General features: G+C 42.8%; 15 protein-coding genes. 4 read left to right on the forward strand and 11 right to left on the reverse strand.

From position 1 onward, the window contains the following. Window positions 1–17 precede the first annotated feature (17 nt). Window positions 18–746, forward strand: coding sequence for a DsbA family oxidoreductase (locus tag ACN6NF_RS12925; protein WP_474318072.1), 729 nt, complete (start codon window positions 18–20; stop codon window positions 744–746). An 89-nt stretch (window positions 747–835) separates the two neighbouring features. On the opposite strand, the gene ACN6NF_RS12930 is transcribed toward ACN6NF_RS12925, so the two are convergent. Both ACN6NF_RS12930 and ACN6NF_RS12935 read right to left on the reverse strand, forming a co-directional pair. Next, complete coding sequence (locus ACN6NF_RS12930) at window positions 836–1,624, reverse strand: SDR family oxidoreductase (RefSeq protein WP_474318073.1); 789 nt, start codon at window positions 1,622–1,624, stop codon at window positions 836–838. A gap of 155 nt (window positions 1,625–1,779) precedes the next feature. Then, the gene (locus ACN6NF_RS12935) at window positions 1,780–2,691 is read right to left on the reverse strand and encodes a copper amine oxidase N-terminal domain-containing protein (RefSeq protein ID WP_474318074.1); all 912 of its coding nucleotides are present in this window, start codon (window positions 2,689–2,691) and stop codon (window positions 1,780–1,782) included. Between the two features lie 237 nt (window positions 2,692–2,928). Here ACN6NF_RS12935 and ACN6NF_RS12940 point away from each other — a divergent pair, with 237 nt between their 5' ends. Beyond that, entirely contained in the window at window positions 2,929–3,846 is a 918-nt protein-coding gene (locus ACN6NF_RS12940) for an AEC family transporter (RefSeq protein WP_474318075.1), read from the forward strand. A gap of 284 nt (window positions 3,847–4,130) precedes the next feature. Here ACN6NF_RS12940 and ACN6NF_RS12945 read toward each other — a convergent pair whose 3' ends face one another. The 3 genes from ACN6NF_RS12945 to ACN6NF_RS12955 form a co-directional block, all read right to left on the reverse strand. Next, entirely contained in the window at window positions 4,131–7,202 is a 3,072-nt protein-coding gene (locus tag ACN6NF_RS12945; protein ID WP_474318076.1) for a X2-like carbohydrate binding domain-containing protein, read from the reverse strand. 465 nt (window positions 7,203–7,667) lie between these two features. Beyond that, window positions 7,668–8,840, reverse strand: coding sequence for a M20 metallopeptidase family protein (locus ACN6NF_RS12950; protein ID WP_474318077.1), 1,173 nt, complete (start codon window positions 8,838–8,840; stop codon window positions 7,668–7,670). Between the two features lie 228 nt (window positions 8,841–9,068). Further along, on the reverse strand, window positions 9,069–9,581 hold the full coding sequence (locus ACN6NF_RS12955) for a GNAT family N-acetyltransferase (RefSeq protein WP_474318078.1): 513 nt from the start codon (window positions 9,579–9,581) through the stop codon (window positions 9,069–9,071). Window positions 9,582–9,692: 111 nt separating this feature from the next. Between ACN6NF_RS12955 and xerS the strand changes: the two genes are divergently transcribed. Continuing rightward, window positions 9,693–10,793 (forward strand): tyrosine recombinase XerS, encoded by a 1,101-nt coding sequence (xerS, locus tag ACN6NF_RS12960; RefSeq protein WP_474318079.1) that lies wholly within the window; start codon window positions 9,693–9,695, stop codon window positions 10,791–10,793. 14 nt (window positions 10,794–10,807) lie between these two features. Here the strand turns inward: xerS and mobB are convergent, their stop codons facing one another. Then, a complete protein-coding gene (gene mobB / locus ACN6NF_RS12965; protein ID WP_474318080.1) occupies window positions 10,808–11,353 on the reverse strand; it encodes a molybdopterin-guanine dinucleotide biosynthesis protein B in 546 nt (181 codons plus the stop codon). Further along, window positions 11,350–12,627 (reverse strand): molybdopterin molybdotransferase MoeA, encoded by a 1,278-nt coding sequence (locus tag ACN6NF_RS12970; RefSeq protein ID WP_474318081.1) that lies wholly within the window; start codon window positions 12,625–12,627, stop codon window positions 11,350–11,352. The genes mobB and ACN6NF_RS12970 overlap by 4 nt, the downstream gene beginning before the upstream one ends. 523 nt (window positions 12,628–13,150) lie before the next feature. Here ACN6NF_RS12970 and ACN6NF_RS12975 point away from each other — a divergent pair. Continuing rightward, the gene (locus tag ACN6NF_RS12975) at window positions 13,151–13,366 is read left to right on the forward strand and encodes a helix-turn-helix transcriptional regulator (protein WP_474318082.1); all 216 of its coding nucleotides are present in this window, start codon (window positions 13,151–13,153) and stop codon (window positions 13,364–13,366) included. A 269-nt stretch (window positions 13,367–13,635) separates the two neighbouring features. On the opposite strand, the gene ACN6NF_RS12980 is transcribed toward ACN6NF_RS12975, so the two are convergent. Genes ACN6NF_RS12980 through ACN6NF_RS12995 form a run of 4 tightly spaced genes read right to left on the reverse strand, consistent with a single transcriptional unit; the run spans window position 13,636 to window position 15,692 of the window. Continuing rightward, on the reverse strand, window positions 13,636–14,370 hold the full coding sequence (locus ACN6NF_RS12980) for a hypothetical protein (protein ID WP_474318083.1): 735 nt from the start codon (window positions 14,368–14,370) through the stop codon (window positions 13,636–13,638). Window positions 14,371–14,375: 5 nt separating this feature from the next. Then, the gene (locus ACN6NF_RS12985) at window positions 14,376–14,507 is read right to left on the reverse strand and encodes a hypothetical protein (RefSeq protein WP_474318084.1); all 132 of its coding nucleotides are present in this window, start codon (window positions 14,505–14,507) and stop codon (window positions 14,376–14,378) included. Then, window positions 14,480–15,028: an accessory gene regulator ArgB-like protein gene (locus tag ACN6NF_RS12990; RefSeq protein WP_474318085.1), complete on the reverse strand. Its 549-nt coding sequence runs from the start codon at window positions 15,026–15,028 to the stop codon at window positions 14,480–14,482. Before ACN6NF_RS12990 ends, ACN6NF_RS12985 begins: the two co-directional genes overlap by 28 nt. Continuing rightward, on the reverse strand, window positions 14,979–15,692 hold the full coding sequence (locus ACN6NF_RS12995; protein WP_474318086.1) for a hypothetical protein: 714 nt from the start codon (window positions 15,690–15,692) through the stop codon (window positions 14,979–14,981). The genes ACN6NF_RS12990 and ACN6NF_RS12995 overlap by 50 nt, the downstream gene beginning before the upstream one ends. Between the last annotated feature and the right edge of the window lie 211 nt (window positions 15,693–15,903).

Genomic DNA, 15,903 nt, shown 5'->3' on the forward strand with positions numbered 1-15,903 from the left:
TATGGAGGCATTTCCTGATGAATATCGAAGTTTGGTCTGATTATATGTGTCCGTTCTGTTATATTGGTAAACGCCGTTTGGAGCAAGTCTTGCAGCAGTTCCCACATCGCGATGAGGTTCAATTGACATTCAAGAGTTTTGAATTGAATCCGAATGCTGTGAAAGATAGTGGTAAAACGATTAATGAGGAACTATCAGCAAAATATGGCGTTAGTCTGCAAGAGGCTCATGCCATGAATGATCGCATGACCGAAAACGCACGTTCTGCGGGTCTGGAGTACAATATTCATGCCATGGTGCCGACAAACTCTTTCGATGCTCACCGCCTAACGCATTGGGCTCACACACAAGGCAAAATGCTGGTATTGAGCGAGCGTTTATTTCAGGCTGTCTTTATGGAAGGCAAGCATACTGGAGATCATGAGGTGCTGGCAGCGTTGGCAGCCGAGGTTGGTTTGGATCATAACGAAGCCGCTGCCATATTAGCCGGTGACCGCTTTACCGATGAAGTTAGATCTGATGAAGCTGAAGGTGCTAAGTTAGGCGTTCAAGGTGTGCCATTCTTTGTATTTGATCGTAAATTTGCTGTTTCTGGTGCTCAGCCGGAGGAGGTATTTCACGATGCGCTTCAAAAAGCATGGGATGAACGTTCACCTTTCACTATGATCAGCGGCAGCTCATCCAAACAGGATGATACTAGTGTATGTACCGATGACGGGTGCGAACTTCCAAGCCGCGAGAGCTGACCAGTCAATGAACTAAACCTCTCTTTAGATAACTTATGAAAAAGCGTGCCTGCACCAATTAAACCTGATGCGGCACGCTTCTTTATTTTTTATAGTGATTTAATCATTCCGCCGTCCACAAGAATGGTGCTGCCAGTCAAATAGGATGAAGCCGATGACGCCAGAAAAGCAATGACTTTACCAAACTCTTCAGGCTCTCCGTACCGTCCCAACGGAATGCCCTCTTCTGCTTGTTTGCGAACTTGATCCGTCGTTTGGTGGGATTTTTCGGCTCGATGCTCGTCCAAACTGCGTACGCGATCGGTTGCAATTCTCCCTGGTGCTACAGTATGTACCAGAATATTATATGGAGCTAATTCCATGGACAATGTTTTCGCCAATCCAGCAACCCCAGTACGTAGTGTATTAGAAATAATCAGGCCCGGAATAGGTTGCTTCACTGATGAGGAGGCGATATTTAAAATTCTACCACTTTGTTGTTTTTTCATATAAGGTAACGCCTCACGGATCAACCGGATATGACTAAGTAAATTTTGCTCAAAGGCCTGCATCCATACTTCATCTGTAAAATCGTCAAAGGTGCCCGCAGGAGGGCCACCCGCATTGTTAACCAAAATATCGACAGTGCCAAACCAATCAACTGTACGGCGGATGGCCTGAGAAATATGCTCAGGTTTGGTTACATCACAAACTATATATTCAACGCGACCACTCGCTGTTTCCAGTAATTCTGCCTGCGTCCGCTGAAGCTCTACCTCGTTCCGTCCTGAAATGACGACATTTGCACCCTCACGTGCCAGCTCCCTTGCGCTTGCCTTGCCGAGTCCTTTACTGGAACCTGCAACAAAGGCTGTTTTTCCCGTTAATCCTAAATCCATCTATGACACTCCCTTTTCTCAGTGTTCTTTAATTGTACACATGACCAGCACATAATGCGAATAGCTCGGTACAAAGCAGCAAGGCAACACAAAAAAGGACCTGACATTCAGTCAGGCGCCCTTTCTGTTATACACTATTTTTTTGGTTTATAGCACTATAATGCTTCAGATATTGTTGACTGCTCATATACAACAACGGACTGGCTCTCAGGCTCCCATTTAACATTTGCTCCCAAAGCCTCTCCGATTACCCTTACAGGTACCATTGTCGTTCCATCCACTACGGATGCTGGCTGCTCGATAGAATACGGCTGGCCGTTAATATATGCTTTGGCGCTATTCACGAATAATTTGACGGACACACCATTACGACTGACAGTAACAGTCTTTTCTTTCGGATCCCAGGAAACCTTGGCATTCAGAGCTTCGGAAGCTGTTCTAAATGGGACAAGTGTGGTGCCATTGCGGTTAATCGGCTTTGCATCGTATTTTTCACCATTCACGAACAGCTTCATACCTGATGACCGTCCAGCCTTCCTCAAGAATACATCCAGCTTTTTGTAGCTATCAAGATTGGACACATCAGCCAATACTGCCTCCTCCTGCATGTAAACGGCATCTGTTACATTTCCGTTTTCAGCCAGTAGCTCAGCAGCCTTAGTTAAGGCTTTGTCAGAATTTCGGATCAATTCAAGTTCAGTTACCTGCTCCGGGGTCAAACGTTCCGGGTATTTTGTAAGCAGCAGATTCGCAATAACCGCTCCTGCCGGCTTATCTTTTGTATTTTCTACTGCTTGTAGCAGACCGTTATACCCGTTGTGTCCCTTGCGACCTTTTTGGTCTTTGGACTCCCCGTATGTATCATCCGTTACTGCAACAGGGGTGTTCTTTTTGATTTCATTGTGTTTATCTATTTTGCTGCTCTTTTCATTCCGATCTTTATCAGACGTATTTGCTTCCTGTTTGTTCTCCTGATCATTTCGGTGCCCCTGCTTAGCTTCGGCTGTTCCCGCTGCCAGTCCCAAGACCAGTATACACGCTAATAATGCTGTCCATGTGTTTCTCATGATGCGATTCCTCCTTATAGTAAAAGACCAGGTTTAATAACCTACATATATTAACGGCTACTATAAGCTAAATATGAAGCCCTTTTTTACTAGTGTTGCTTTTGCAGGGACTGATGGCTAATCCAATATAATAAATTTTATTATGCGTGAACCTATTTCCACAGTATAATGGGAAATGCACGTGCATTTTAAGGATTAACGTTTACATTCGCATAATAGAAAGAAGTGGAGACAGACATGTTCGGCACCATTCTTTTAGACGTTGTTTTACCTATTTTTGTCCTTATCGGTTTTGGCTGTATCATGCAATATTATTTTCGACTGGATTTGTATACCTTAGCTAAAATCAATTTTTATTATATCACCCCTGCAGTTGTGTTTACCGGTCTTTATAACTCTGAAATTTCTTTAATTCTCATGGGTGAGGTTTCACTTTTTTATGCCCTGTACATAGCTATTCTGTATGTAATCAGCACTACCGTTGCCAGATCTCTGAAATACAGCCCCGGAATGCGTGGAGCTTTTACAAACAGTGTCATGCTAGATAATTCAGGGAATTATGGTCTACCAATTAATCAGTTGGTGTTTAAAGGTGATCCGCTGGCTATTTCTGTCCAAGCTCTGATTATGACTTTTCAAAGCTTTATTACATTTACATATGGTACTTTTGTTGTACAGAACGGTAAGGCCAAAACACGAAGAATTTTGATTAATTTTTTAAAAATGCCTGTACCCTACGCGCTTGTGCTCGGCTTGCTCCTGAATCTACTGCACAGTCCATTGCCCAATTTGCTAGCTGAGCCGCTAAACTATATTAGCCATTCGATGGTCGCAGTGGCTCTGCTTACTTTGGGAGCACAAATTGTGCAGTACCCTTTTCATTTGCGCCGGACAGCCGTGTACATCAGCATGGTATTACGCCTGATTGCAGGTCCAATAGTTGGCTTTATGCTCGTGTTTTTCCTAGGTCTTAAGGGGATTCCCGCTCAAGCATTGCTCATTGCATCAGGTATGCCTACCGGTGTTAACACGAGTATTTTAGCGGAAGAATATAAAAATGAACCTGATTTTGCAGCACAAACAGTATTGCTTTCTACGATTGTGAATGTCATTACGATGACCCTGTTAATTTCAATATCCCGCCATCTTACTTGAGGGATATGATAAATATAAAACTTGATTTGTGACGCTTTTGGTCTGAGGACAGGAGCGTTTCTTTTTAACTAAAATAGGAACATACGTTCTTTATGATATCTTTTTTCCGTTTCAAGTGGTGTGTTGGTTTGACGATGATGGTATGCGAGAAGGAATCTTTTTTCTATTATGAATTTTTCATATAGTGAAATAGTTATGCGTTTGAATTTAAACCTCTGATTCCTCCAAAAATAAAGCCAGCTCGCTCATTAGAGTGGCTGACTTAAGATTATTTTTATGAAGATTTAGGGTTCAATTCCCCATTGCTTGATCCCGGACAGGTATGCGGTTACTTTAGTAGAATCTTGTAAGCTGTTTGCTGTGGGGTTAAAGGAATAATCATCAGTTTGTGTATAATTGCTCCAATCCGCTTTGGATATCCGGGTTTGTAGCTCAACACTCTGACCAGGCTCTAAAGAACCCGCTGCCGACTTAAAACCAATTTCTGCATAAGAATCTGCACCTGGCTTTGCATTGGTTAATGTTTTGAAGTTAGCAATGACATTCCCTGTACCGATGCTTGACCAATCTGTAAAGAAGTTCTGTGATTTCTCCCCGTTAATGGTGTAATAATAACGCAATGTCACGTCTGCTAGGGAAACGGGTGAGCTTCCTGTATTGGTTATTTTAAACTTGGAACTGATCGTATTACTTGTTGCAGAAACATTCCCATTGAAGGATTGCACCTTCAGAGCACCCTCGCCTGTTCCCGGCTCACTTGGCATATCCCCTTTCACCGTAATCGTGAACAACGCATCATTGCCTGTACTAAAATGGAAGTTGAGCGTTGTCTCTCCTTTAGGAAGTTTAGATAAATACTTGTTGGTAAGAATAACTGTTTCTTCACTAACCGTATAATCTTCACCTTTGTTCAGTGCTACACTTCCCTGCTTGATCGCTTCTAGTGTATTACCGTTAAGAGTAAGCTTGACAGTAATATCGGTATTACTGTTAGCCACTCCATAGGTTGCAGCCGTCGGTGTAATACTTGCTTGTCCGGTAGATGGCTGATCACCACCCACACGATCTGCCACCAGAATGCCACGGCCATTCGTTCCGAGATAAGCACGTCCGTAAACCCGAGGATCCCCAATAATGGTGGTCACACGAGCATATTGATGCTTATCATCATTTATGCGTACCCAGTTTGTGCCAGCATCGTCCGAGCGATAAAATCCACGTGTACCGTCAATTTTACCAACGATAAACACTGCTACATTGGTGCGATTGGGTGCTGCTTTGCCAAAGCCTACAAAATCCGCCTCCTGCACATGATCAAGCTTGGTGAATGTAACACCTGAATCCTTGGAATGCCATAAGCCGTATGGCCCTCCGTCCTCGGAGCCTCCAGCAAACCACACATCTCCTTCCGCTCCTCGTACAGCACCAATATCTGCATTCCCTACACTTGGCAAACCAGTAACTGTGGATACTGTGAAGGATGTGCCTCCATCAACACTTACATATATTTTTCCAGCAGCAAACGCGTAATATTTGTTAGGATTTACTCGGTCAGAGGCGATCTTTGCATTGGCTGGAATTCCCGTGCTTGCTGTCCATGAGTTTCCTCCGGTTTTGGAATAAAATACACCTTTGTCCGATGTACTCCACAGCAATCCATTACCATTTGCCGCTACCGCGATGCTGCCTCCTCCTGCTGTACCGGAAGGCTCGCTATTAGCTTTGTACCAGTTCGCTCCGCCATCATTGGAAAATCCGATAGATTTGGCGTTTGGATCTTTTTTATAGTCCGCTTTACCTACCCGAGCCATAAAAGAAGGGCTTAACTCAGCATAATCAATGCTTTCGCTGCTTGTAAAGGTTGGATTATCCAGCATTTTAGCAGGAGCCTTGAACAGGTCATCATGTCTGAATCCGGAGACATCACCCACTGCACTCACCAGAGGAGCTCCAGTTGGAGGGCTCACCAAATCCAGAATCGCCGTTTCCTCTACCCCTTTAGCGGCTACCGAAATGTCCAACTTACCTCCCTTGTCCCAATTGGTCAGATTTTTAGAGCCATAAATCGTAGCTCCTGTGCCGTACAGCATATGATCTGAACTAAATGGATCTATTTCCAGATCTCCAATCATCCAGCCCAGCTTGGGCGATACTTCCGGCGGTGCAGGATTTGCATTGAAAGTCAGCCAAGGCGCACCGGATATATCTAGATTGTACTTCAGCTTACGAGCCGGATAACCATCAAATTCCCAAATAGGGCTCCAGGTTGCCCCTCTATCAGTACTGCGGTAAATCGTTTCATCCGGCCACCAGGCATTCAACGTTGCAACCATAATTGTACCTGGCTTCTGGGCGTCCACTGTCAGTCCACCATATCCAAAATGATTGTCTGCGCTGCTGCTGGCAACGGGGCTAATGTTAGTCCACTGTCCACTGGCTGTATTCAGTTTCCACAACTCACCCTTTGTTCCATCATACGGTCCAGCTCCATCGCTGTAAGAAATATACAGGTTCCCATCTGGCGATAAAATGCCATGATGTGGCAAATAGCCTGTAGGCTGGCCCGCTATAGCAGACCAGGTTGTTCCGCCATCTGTACTGCGATAGACACTTTGCTTTTTGTCTGCGACACCTACATAGATTGTTTGTGTTGCTTTGGTAGAAGAACCTGTTTTTTTATCAAAGGTGATCCAGGCTAAACCGACAATATCACTGGTATATTCATTTGAGGGGTCCTGTACATACGTCCCCGGATTCGGGAAGCTACTCACCTTACTCCAGGTTGCCCCGTAGTCGGAGCTTTTCCATAGTCCATTACCACTTCGAGCTCCGAAGAATAATATGTTGTTCTTATTCGGATCAATTGTCAGACGTTCACCCATTGAGCGTCCGGGCATATTGCCTCCTACCTTAAAGGGAAGCTTCGTAGTTTGCCACGTATTCCCTTTGTCGGTGGAGCGCATAATTTGCCCGTTATGTTTATCCCAGGAATTAGTATACGTACCTGTAGCTATATATACACGATTCGGATCCACAGGATCGGTGGCTAGTGCATCGACACCATTTTTGTTCCAATCTTCCCAGCCCACAGAATCCGTCAGCGGAATCCAGCTTTCACTCGCAGGATTCCAGCGGTACGCTCCTCCAATATCTGTACGGGCATAGATCAGATCTTTTTCCGTTTCATTAAAAATAATACCAGGTACAAAACCACCTCCACCGCCTGTAACGACACTTTTCCAAGTATAATCGTCACTTGGAGCAGCATGGGTGGGTGCAATCATGCCTGTCCAGGAAGCACCCGCAACTATAAGCGCCAAATATACAATTCTCAACTTGCTTTTTGCCTTAGTCAATGAATTCAACCTCCTTCTCCGTAATCATTTAAAAATGCAAGTCATTTTGAGCTAAAAGTAAGCAGTCAATTGCGGATTCGTTCCTATCGTTATTATTCCATTCATCAATCAAACAAGCGTTCTCTCAAGTTCACCTCCAGTAATCCAATAGATTTGCAACTTCTCTTTGTTAGCGCTTACATTGGTTCTGCTCAAAAGATTCGTCATCTTTTTCTCATTTCCTTGTGTGAAAAATCAAGATAATGTAATAGGATCTTCTGCTTGATAACTTGTAATAAAAGAGTTGGCTTCCACTTACGGTTGATACCTCTTATAAATTACTAATATGAATTTTTCATATAATGAATTATTTTCTTTAAATTTCATTCGAACGAGTTACCAAAATACTTTAATTTACAGCAAAAAACCGCGCTATGCGCGGTTCGGGCTTCCGTAATGCTATGGCTATTCATTAATAGGTTGAAATTACTGCAAATACTCAAGCGCCAGCGCTAAAAAAATATGTCCTGAGATGAGTAACGCGCGCTCATCAAAATCAAAGCGAGGATGGTGGTGAGCAAAATGGGTTCGTTCATCCTCATTACGAGCGCCCACAATAATAAAGGCTCCAGGTCGTTGCTCTAGATAATAGGCAAAATCCTCTGCTCCCATGGCCGGTTTTAAGTCCACAAAAGCATCTGCTCCATACAGCCTACTGACTAGCTCACGTACCCGTTCTGTTTCGGCCTCGGAATTCACCAGAGCAGGATAACCATTCAAATAATCCATTTCGTATCCCGCATGATAAGCATCCGTTAGACCTTTTACGATACTGCGAATTTCGTTTTCGACTTCCTTGCGTATATCCTTATTAAACGTACGTACGGTCCCTTCAATTTTGGCTTTATCTGCAATTACATTAAAGGCAGTTCCTGCTTGAAATACCCCGATCGTTAACACTGCTGATTCCGTAGGGTCCACTCTGCGACTCACGACCTGTTGTAATCCGTTCACAATTTGACTTCCAATAACAATGGAATCCACTGTCTGATGCGGTCTGGCGCCATGTCCGCCCTTGCCGTTGATTTGAATTGAAAAGGCATCGGCAGCAGCCATTGCCGGCCCACTCTTTAAACCGATTTTGCCCAGTGGGATTTCCGAGGAAAGGTGAATACCATATACTGCTTCCACCCCATCCAGACAACCATCCTCAATCATGAATTTGGCTCCACCAGGCGGTTTTTCTTCGGCATGTTGAAAAATAAACACAAGCTTTCCCTTCAATGTCTCACGGTGGTAGCTTAACACTCGTGCTACTCCTAGCAACGCAGCGGTATGACCATCATGTCCACAAGCATGCATAACACCGGGAACAGTCGATTTATAAGGCACATCCTTTTCATCCTGAATAGGAAGTGCATCAAAATCAGCACGAAATGCAATCGTTCTACCTGGCTGCCCGCCTTCTAAAAAACCGAGCACACCGTTACCACCGACATTCGTTCTTACTTCAATACCAAAAGAACGTAATTGATCGGCGATAAATGCAGATGTATTCGTTTCCTCAAAAGAAAGCTCTGGATGCTGATGCAAATATCTTCTCCAAGCAATCAGTTCTTGTTCACCATCTTTTAGTTCCTGAACCCATTTCTCCAGCATAATACCCTCTTTTCCTATTGAATTTATATACTCCTATCCTTATCTTACCATAAAATGATTTCAATAAGTTATATATGAATTACCAAATAACTGTATACCTGCGTTTTTATGTGTCGATGCAGATTCTAATGGGACAATCTATGGATAGAAAACTTGAATTGACAACAAAAAAAGCCGACAGAATATTCTCCTCGGCTCTTTTCTGATGATTCTTCTATTATGAATTTTTCATGTATTGAAAAACTGACTTATATTCCCTCGTACTGGATGTGTTTGCTCCCTATACTCACCATTCGTATAGCTTCCAATGACCTTGCGCCAAAAGGATTGGGCTGGTCTATTCGTGCTCATCTGCGTCACCTTCCATCGCCCGTTAAAACGTCCAAACAGCTCATGAGCCGCCCAAGTGCCCACGCCATTGTGTCGATAAGGACGAAGTACAAAGAACTCAGCCATGTAATAGTCAGCTTCTCGATTGCTAGACAGTCGGTCAACGAGTGCGAAGCCCACAGGAATATTATCCTGTCTCCAGATCAGAAAAGGTAGCTTCTGTTCACCGCTCGTCCAGTATTGATACAAGTCTGGATAAGCCGGGAATGTCCCTTTCTCAGTGACATCAATTCGCAGATAGGCTGTAAAATCGTATAAGTAAAATTGCATGAGCTGGACAATAATGTCCTTCTGTGACTCAGGTACACTCTTTATAGACAGCTTCAATTCTGATTTGATATTATATCCCATACTTTCACCTCTCTTGGCGGTTCAGTTCGTTCTTTACTTCGATGACTTCCCATCCAGCGCTGTTCAAAATATGCTAAAATACATATATTATGACCGGACGAGGTGAACCCTATGAACATACAAAAGATCATCGACCGGCGCAAACTGGATGAAAAGTTGCCGGATCTGCCATGGTACGTACAGCAATTTATGGATTACAAGCTTCCCGACCTGTCCCCCTCTACTTTGCTGGAATATGTACGGGACTACGAAACTTTTTTTTCATGGCTTCGTTCGGAAGGCTTGTCTGCCGGAGAAACGAATGCCCAAGTTGCGCTGGAAGAATTAGAGACACTCCATATGGATAGCATTACAGGCTTTCGCTTGTTCCTGTCTACCAAACGCGAAGGCTCCAATTCCCGCATCACCATTTCACGTAAGCTATCGTCCTTGCGTTCACTCTTTCATTACTTGAGTCAAATCGCTGAGGATGAAAATTTTTATCCGTTGCTCAAACGCAATATTATGGCCAAAGTCGAAATTAAGCGCGTACATAAACCCAAGGATACGGCCGCCAAGCTCAAAGGAAAAATACTGGAAGAGGAAGAGCTGCTTGAATTTATCGGCTACATTTATGAAGGCTATGGGCAAGATTTGGCTGATAACAAGCAAGCCCTATACTCCTATGAATTGAACAAGGAGCGGGATGCCTGTATCGCAAGTCTTATTCTAAACTCGGGACTTCGTGTATCCGAAATCGTCAACTTGAATATGGATGATCTCGATATAAACAATAAATTGCTGTATGTGTACCGCAAAGGAAATAACGATGAAACTTTTAAAACGCCAGTATATTTCCGCGAGCAATCCAAAGATGATCTCGCACTTTATTTATCCTTAAGACATACCCGTTATCGCGCTCCAAAAAAAGAAAAAGCTCTTTTTGTCGCGCGTCCCAACGGCAGTACTGAGGGAAAACGGATGACTAAAAGAGCGATTCAAGCAATGATCATCAAATATGCCAAGCGGTTCGGCAAGCCCTATTTGACCGTTCACAAGCTCCGTCATTCCTTTGCTACTGACTATTATTTACAAAATGATATTTACAAAACCAAGGAACAGCTGGGGCACGCTTCGACAGAAACTACGGAAGTCTATGCCCACCTGACTGACAAAACGATGTCTCAGGCGATCGAACGGCGGATAGATACTCTCACTGATTCAGCCGATTAATGGTCACCTCAGCCCTACTCTGTTTGGAATCCTGCTCTGTGTCTTTGAATCTGTTCGAGTAGCCAGCGGCCTGCCGGTTCGCTGGCATCAGCAGGAAATATCTGCACCGTTTTTTCATCTGAGTAGTAGCCCTGAGCCCACTCCATTTGATACTCCCAAACTACCACTCCCTGTACATTTGTCAGCGCCTGAACAAGCTGGGCATCCGATTGTTCCCGCACCATGACCAGCTTCGGATAATTTTCCTTCTTGAAGCCTTCCAGCAACACACAGTCATAGGCCTGAAAATGCCGGATGAGTTCGGCTACAGGCCTACTATATTCCTCTAAAATGGCTGTTCTTCCTGCCGAGACAATCGCTACACCTTCGGCGCCTGCCTGTCGGTGCTTGTACGTATCTGTTCCCTCATGATCCATCTCAAATTCATGACCATCATGCTTGATCACTGCTACACGTAGTCCTGACTGCTGCGCATACCGAATCAAACCTCCGAGGAAGGTTGTTTTTCCTGTATTTTTGAATCCGACGATTTGACTTACAAATGGATGTTTCGTTTTCACGTCACCTGTCCGCCTTGAAGCACCAGTACATTTACCTCTTCACCTTCGCGCAAGCCTTCTGTTGTGGGAGGAACTACGATCAGACAATCGCTGTCCTTAATCGTGACCATGACACTGGATTCATCTACTCGCGCAGGAATCGCATATATTTGCCCACCACGTATCTCCAGAGAACTGCGTACAAAGCGGGTATAGTTGTTTACCTTCGTATAATCTGCTCCTAGCTTCGCCGTCCAGGTTTGTAAATACGGATGTGCCGAAGATAACATCATTTGAATAGTCGGTCGTACAAACAGCTCACAGCCTACAAAGCATGCGCCAGGATTGCCTGAGAGCGCAAATAACAGCTTGCCGTCTATCACTGCGGCTGTGGTTACACTACCTGGACGCATCGTAACCTTGTTAAACAGCATATTCACATCTTCCTGTCGAACGAGGTCACCCATAATGTCAAAATCACCTACCGACACTCCACCACTCGTAACCACGATATCATAGGCAGCTATTGCTTCTCGGACAGAAGCACGAGCAAGGTTCAAATCATCATGAATGGCTCGCAGAATGAACGGCTCTCCTCCTGCCTCCCTAATTTGAGAAGCCAACATATATGTATTACTGTTTCGAATTTTCCCCGGTTGTAACGGCTCATCCACTGCAAGCAATTCTGACCCTGTAGAAAAAACGGCCACCCTTGGCTTCCTGTAAACGGGCACCCGATGTACACCAAAAGTAGCCAGTACCGAGACGTGTCCCGCTCCCACGCAAGTTCCCTTACTGAGCAAAAGCTGGCCTTCTTTAATCTCATGACCCATTTGTGTCACATTTTTTCCAACATCCATACGCTTCTTCAAGCCGACATATATCTGTCCGTTTTCCTCACGCAGCTGTGTCGCCTCCAGCATAACCACCGTGTCCGCTCCTTCAGGTAATTGTGCTCCTGTCATGATGCGGGCTGCCATTCCCGTCTCCACCCGCTTGTCCGATACGGTGCCACAAGGGATTTCATCGATCACGTGTAGCCAGATTTCCTGACCGGTCGAACAAACTTCAGTGTCCGAGGCAAGGATCGCATAGCCGTCCATACCAGAGCGACGAAAGCGGGGATACGGATGTGGCGCAGTCAAATCCATTGCCAGATAGCGACCATGTGCTTGCTCGAGCCCTACGTCCTCCTTTTCGCCCTGTCGAACATAGCTAGCTATCCTGCTTTGTGCCTCTTCCACCTTAACTGCTTTACGTTGGAATTTTTCTGTGTTTAATGGTGTCTGATTCATGTTCTCACTCCGTTCTTCTAAAATACCCTCTTTCTGTTATAACGCTAAAACCGTTATCTGGCAAATCCGAACGGTATTTATTGAATTGCTCCAAGTCTTTATCCGCCAAAAAACAGCCTGGATATCATATCGCGGCTGTTTTGGTAGATTTCAATTTTTTAATTTTGCGTATCATCCGATCATTTCTCAATTTTTATTAGTTTATATTAATTTTCCCGAAATAGATTGAATCTATTGAAACCTCATATAACGAGGACATTTGCTGTGCTCGGGCTATTGTTAAATCGGATGAATCTTCCTCTATATGTTTTAATTCATTCATTGACATACCAAGTATATTGCAAGCTATTAACTCACTATATCCTGAAGCGAGTCGTGCCATCTTTATTGTATAAAAGCTAGTGCAAGTTACATTTTTATTTTTATCTGCGACCATCCAATCAACTCCACAATATAATTGATAAAAAAGTAATTTACCTGTATACTCTGAACGAAACACTTTCCCCTGTAAGGAGCAAGTAAGGTGCAAAAACTTACTCGGGGGAAATGCCTTTTGAAAGAGGAGCTCAAATCTCATGGACGCACTCAATCTTGGCTCGCCCAACGAACTGGATATTCGCGGCAACAAATATCCAACTGGATCGCGGGACGTGACAAAATGTCATTCGAGGCGGCAGTCCTCATTTCTAGAATATTGGAGTGTAAAGCTGAGGACTTATATGAGTGGGAACTTGCCTGACAAACAGGCATTTCCTTCGGGCCAATTGTACATGCCGGCATTTACATTATATATCCTGCTTTTACCCTCCTTTTCATTTATGTAGATTGTTTATACTTTGATTTAAAAGATTGTTATTTTTTTCATAATCAATTTTATCACATGGAAAATGATTAAAAACGGGAAATATGTCGAATTAAATCGAAATTATCCGGCTTATCCTAGTCTAACTGATTATTGACTTATTTATTTAAATATGCTAACAAAAATGACCCCTGAATTTTCATGGGTCATTTCCATAATTTTTTAAGTGCTTTAAGCTTATTATGAGACATAGAGCAAGTGAAGTCAGATCCTTCGAATCGTACTAGACCTCCAAATGCGTTAGACTCAATCTCACAAACCAAGTCGAGATTTATCAGGGTATCTTTATAAGCTGGATATAGATACGGAAAAGCTTCCCTGCAAGCCTGTGCGGTTAGCCCGATTGTATAAGAGCGATCTCCAGAGTTGAAACGCGGGACATAATAATTTTTTTTAGGTTCCCACATGTCCACACTATGCATATTCATTACTTTAAAAAAACCGCTCACTGCTGCCTTACCCACTACCTTAATTTCCGATCCGAAAATATAACGAATTTCTCTATCGGCATTCATTGCATCTGCATATATTTGTTTCCACCGAGATAAATTTGCTGAATTTATACTTTCCTTAATATCATGATTTTTAAAAACAACCTGCCCCCCTCCATAATCTCCCGTAACGATCTTGTCCACTTGTGTTATGTTAACCAAATTTGATCCATCCAAATTGCAAAAAGTGGGTAAGCCGACAGAACATTCATGGAGGGTGGTGGGAACAGTAAATCTACCATGAGAAGTATGAAAAAGCGGGATATGATAATTGCTTTTAGGCTTCCACAATTCAATCGCAACAAGCTGATTTTCACAAAAAAAAGAGCAGTCCCCAAGTGAATTGTCATCAAGCAATTGAGTGGCTAGGATTCGCTTTCCCTCTTCCATTAAATTCAGTTCTTTTCTGTTTTCTTCAGCTCAGCTGGTACAGGTTTAGCGCCAAATATTGTTTTTTCTTTTTTGGTAGATTCGTTAGCGTATTTCCCAAGGCTGATATTTAAAGCTCTCGCCAATTTCTTATCCATTTTCGCTCACCTCCTTTCCATAAAGGTAGGATACTGAATGCTTGTATAGTTAAAGCTAAACATATTATGTGTGATTGTATAAAAAAATTTAATGTGCAAACCAAAATGCATACCGTTTTATAGTATTTGTGGTATTTGGTCTTATGAATATAAATAAAATGATTGGGAGCATAAGCAGCAAATACGAGTAATGAACAAGCGTTTATAATCAAACTCGTTGATAAATCCAAAGAAATGAAGGGTATAGTTACACATATTGCCGTTGTAAAACAGACACAAAGTGTAAGGTTGCTGAAGTGTACCCCTCCTGAAAATCTCCTCACAAGCATAATCGTAACCAGAGCTAATAATGCGCCCAAAAAATGTCCTGTTATCCATCCTATAACTGCGACCATAAGCACTGCTGAAATTTCGGTAATTTTTATACCAATCGCATACTCCATCACTTCAACACTTGTGGGTCCATCAGGATCAGCTTTCTTTATTTCTGATGCGATGTGCCTCGATAGCGTTTCTAGCATCCTCGTAATCTCCTTTCTCTGATAAGAAGTACGATATTCCAAAAGTTAGTAATGAGATGGAAAGTAATCCTATCGTATTGGAGTTATAGAGCATATACAAAGTAACAAGAATAGTGACAAATGAAATTAGGGAGCCTATCATGAACATTTTATTAAGGGGTGATAGGTAATTTTCACCTTTCAAAAAATCATGTGGGGGCTGAATGATAAATGAGAAACCAAAGTTGTATTTCCCCATGACAAAAGAAATAAAGTACGCAGTAAAAATAGAAGCTAACTGTATAACGTAAATAGAAGAGCCAGAAGTATTATTGATAATATCAGGTTGTGCTACTCCGAAAAAATTTGCAAATATATATACAAATAGCTGTAGGTTAATGTAAGCTGTTAGACCAGAACCAGCAGAAAAAGCTGCAAGATATGTTTTGATCCCTAAACCAAATCTTAAAAAGAGAACCATTAACAAATACTGAAGCGGAAAATCTAATTTAGGCATGCCTATAACCTCTCTCATGAGATAGGAAAACAAAGCTATGCCAATTGCATAGATAAGTATTTTTCTTCGATTTTCCCACACGGGAAGCATATAAAGCTTCAATACCAAAGTAACTGCCGCTAAAGCATCGAAAAATCCAAGTGAAATATATAAAAAAGCAGATAACACAGTTACATCATCCTCCTATTTCGCCTGATGTAATTGTATATTTTACTAATAGATGTGGCAATGAAATAATCTAGTAAACTGGTAATTTTTATGAAATGTGAGGTAAATTTTTTTCCATTTGACTTTTTTCTTCAAATTCTACATCCATTTGTGCTAATAAAAAAGCTCCCCAAGTGGATGATGTTGTTTTTGCCAATGTATTATGTTGGTT

The organism is Paenibacillus sp. TSM33 (genome assembly GCF_056099025.1).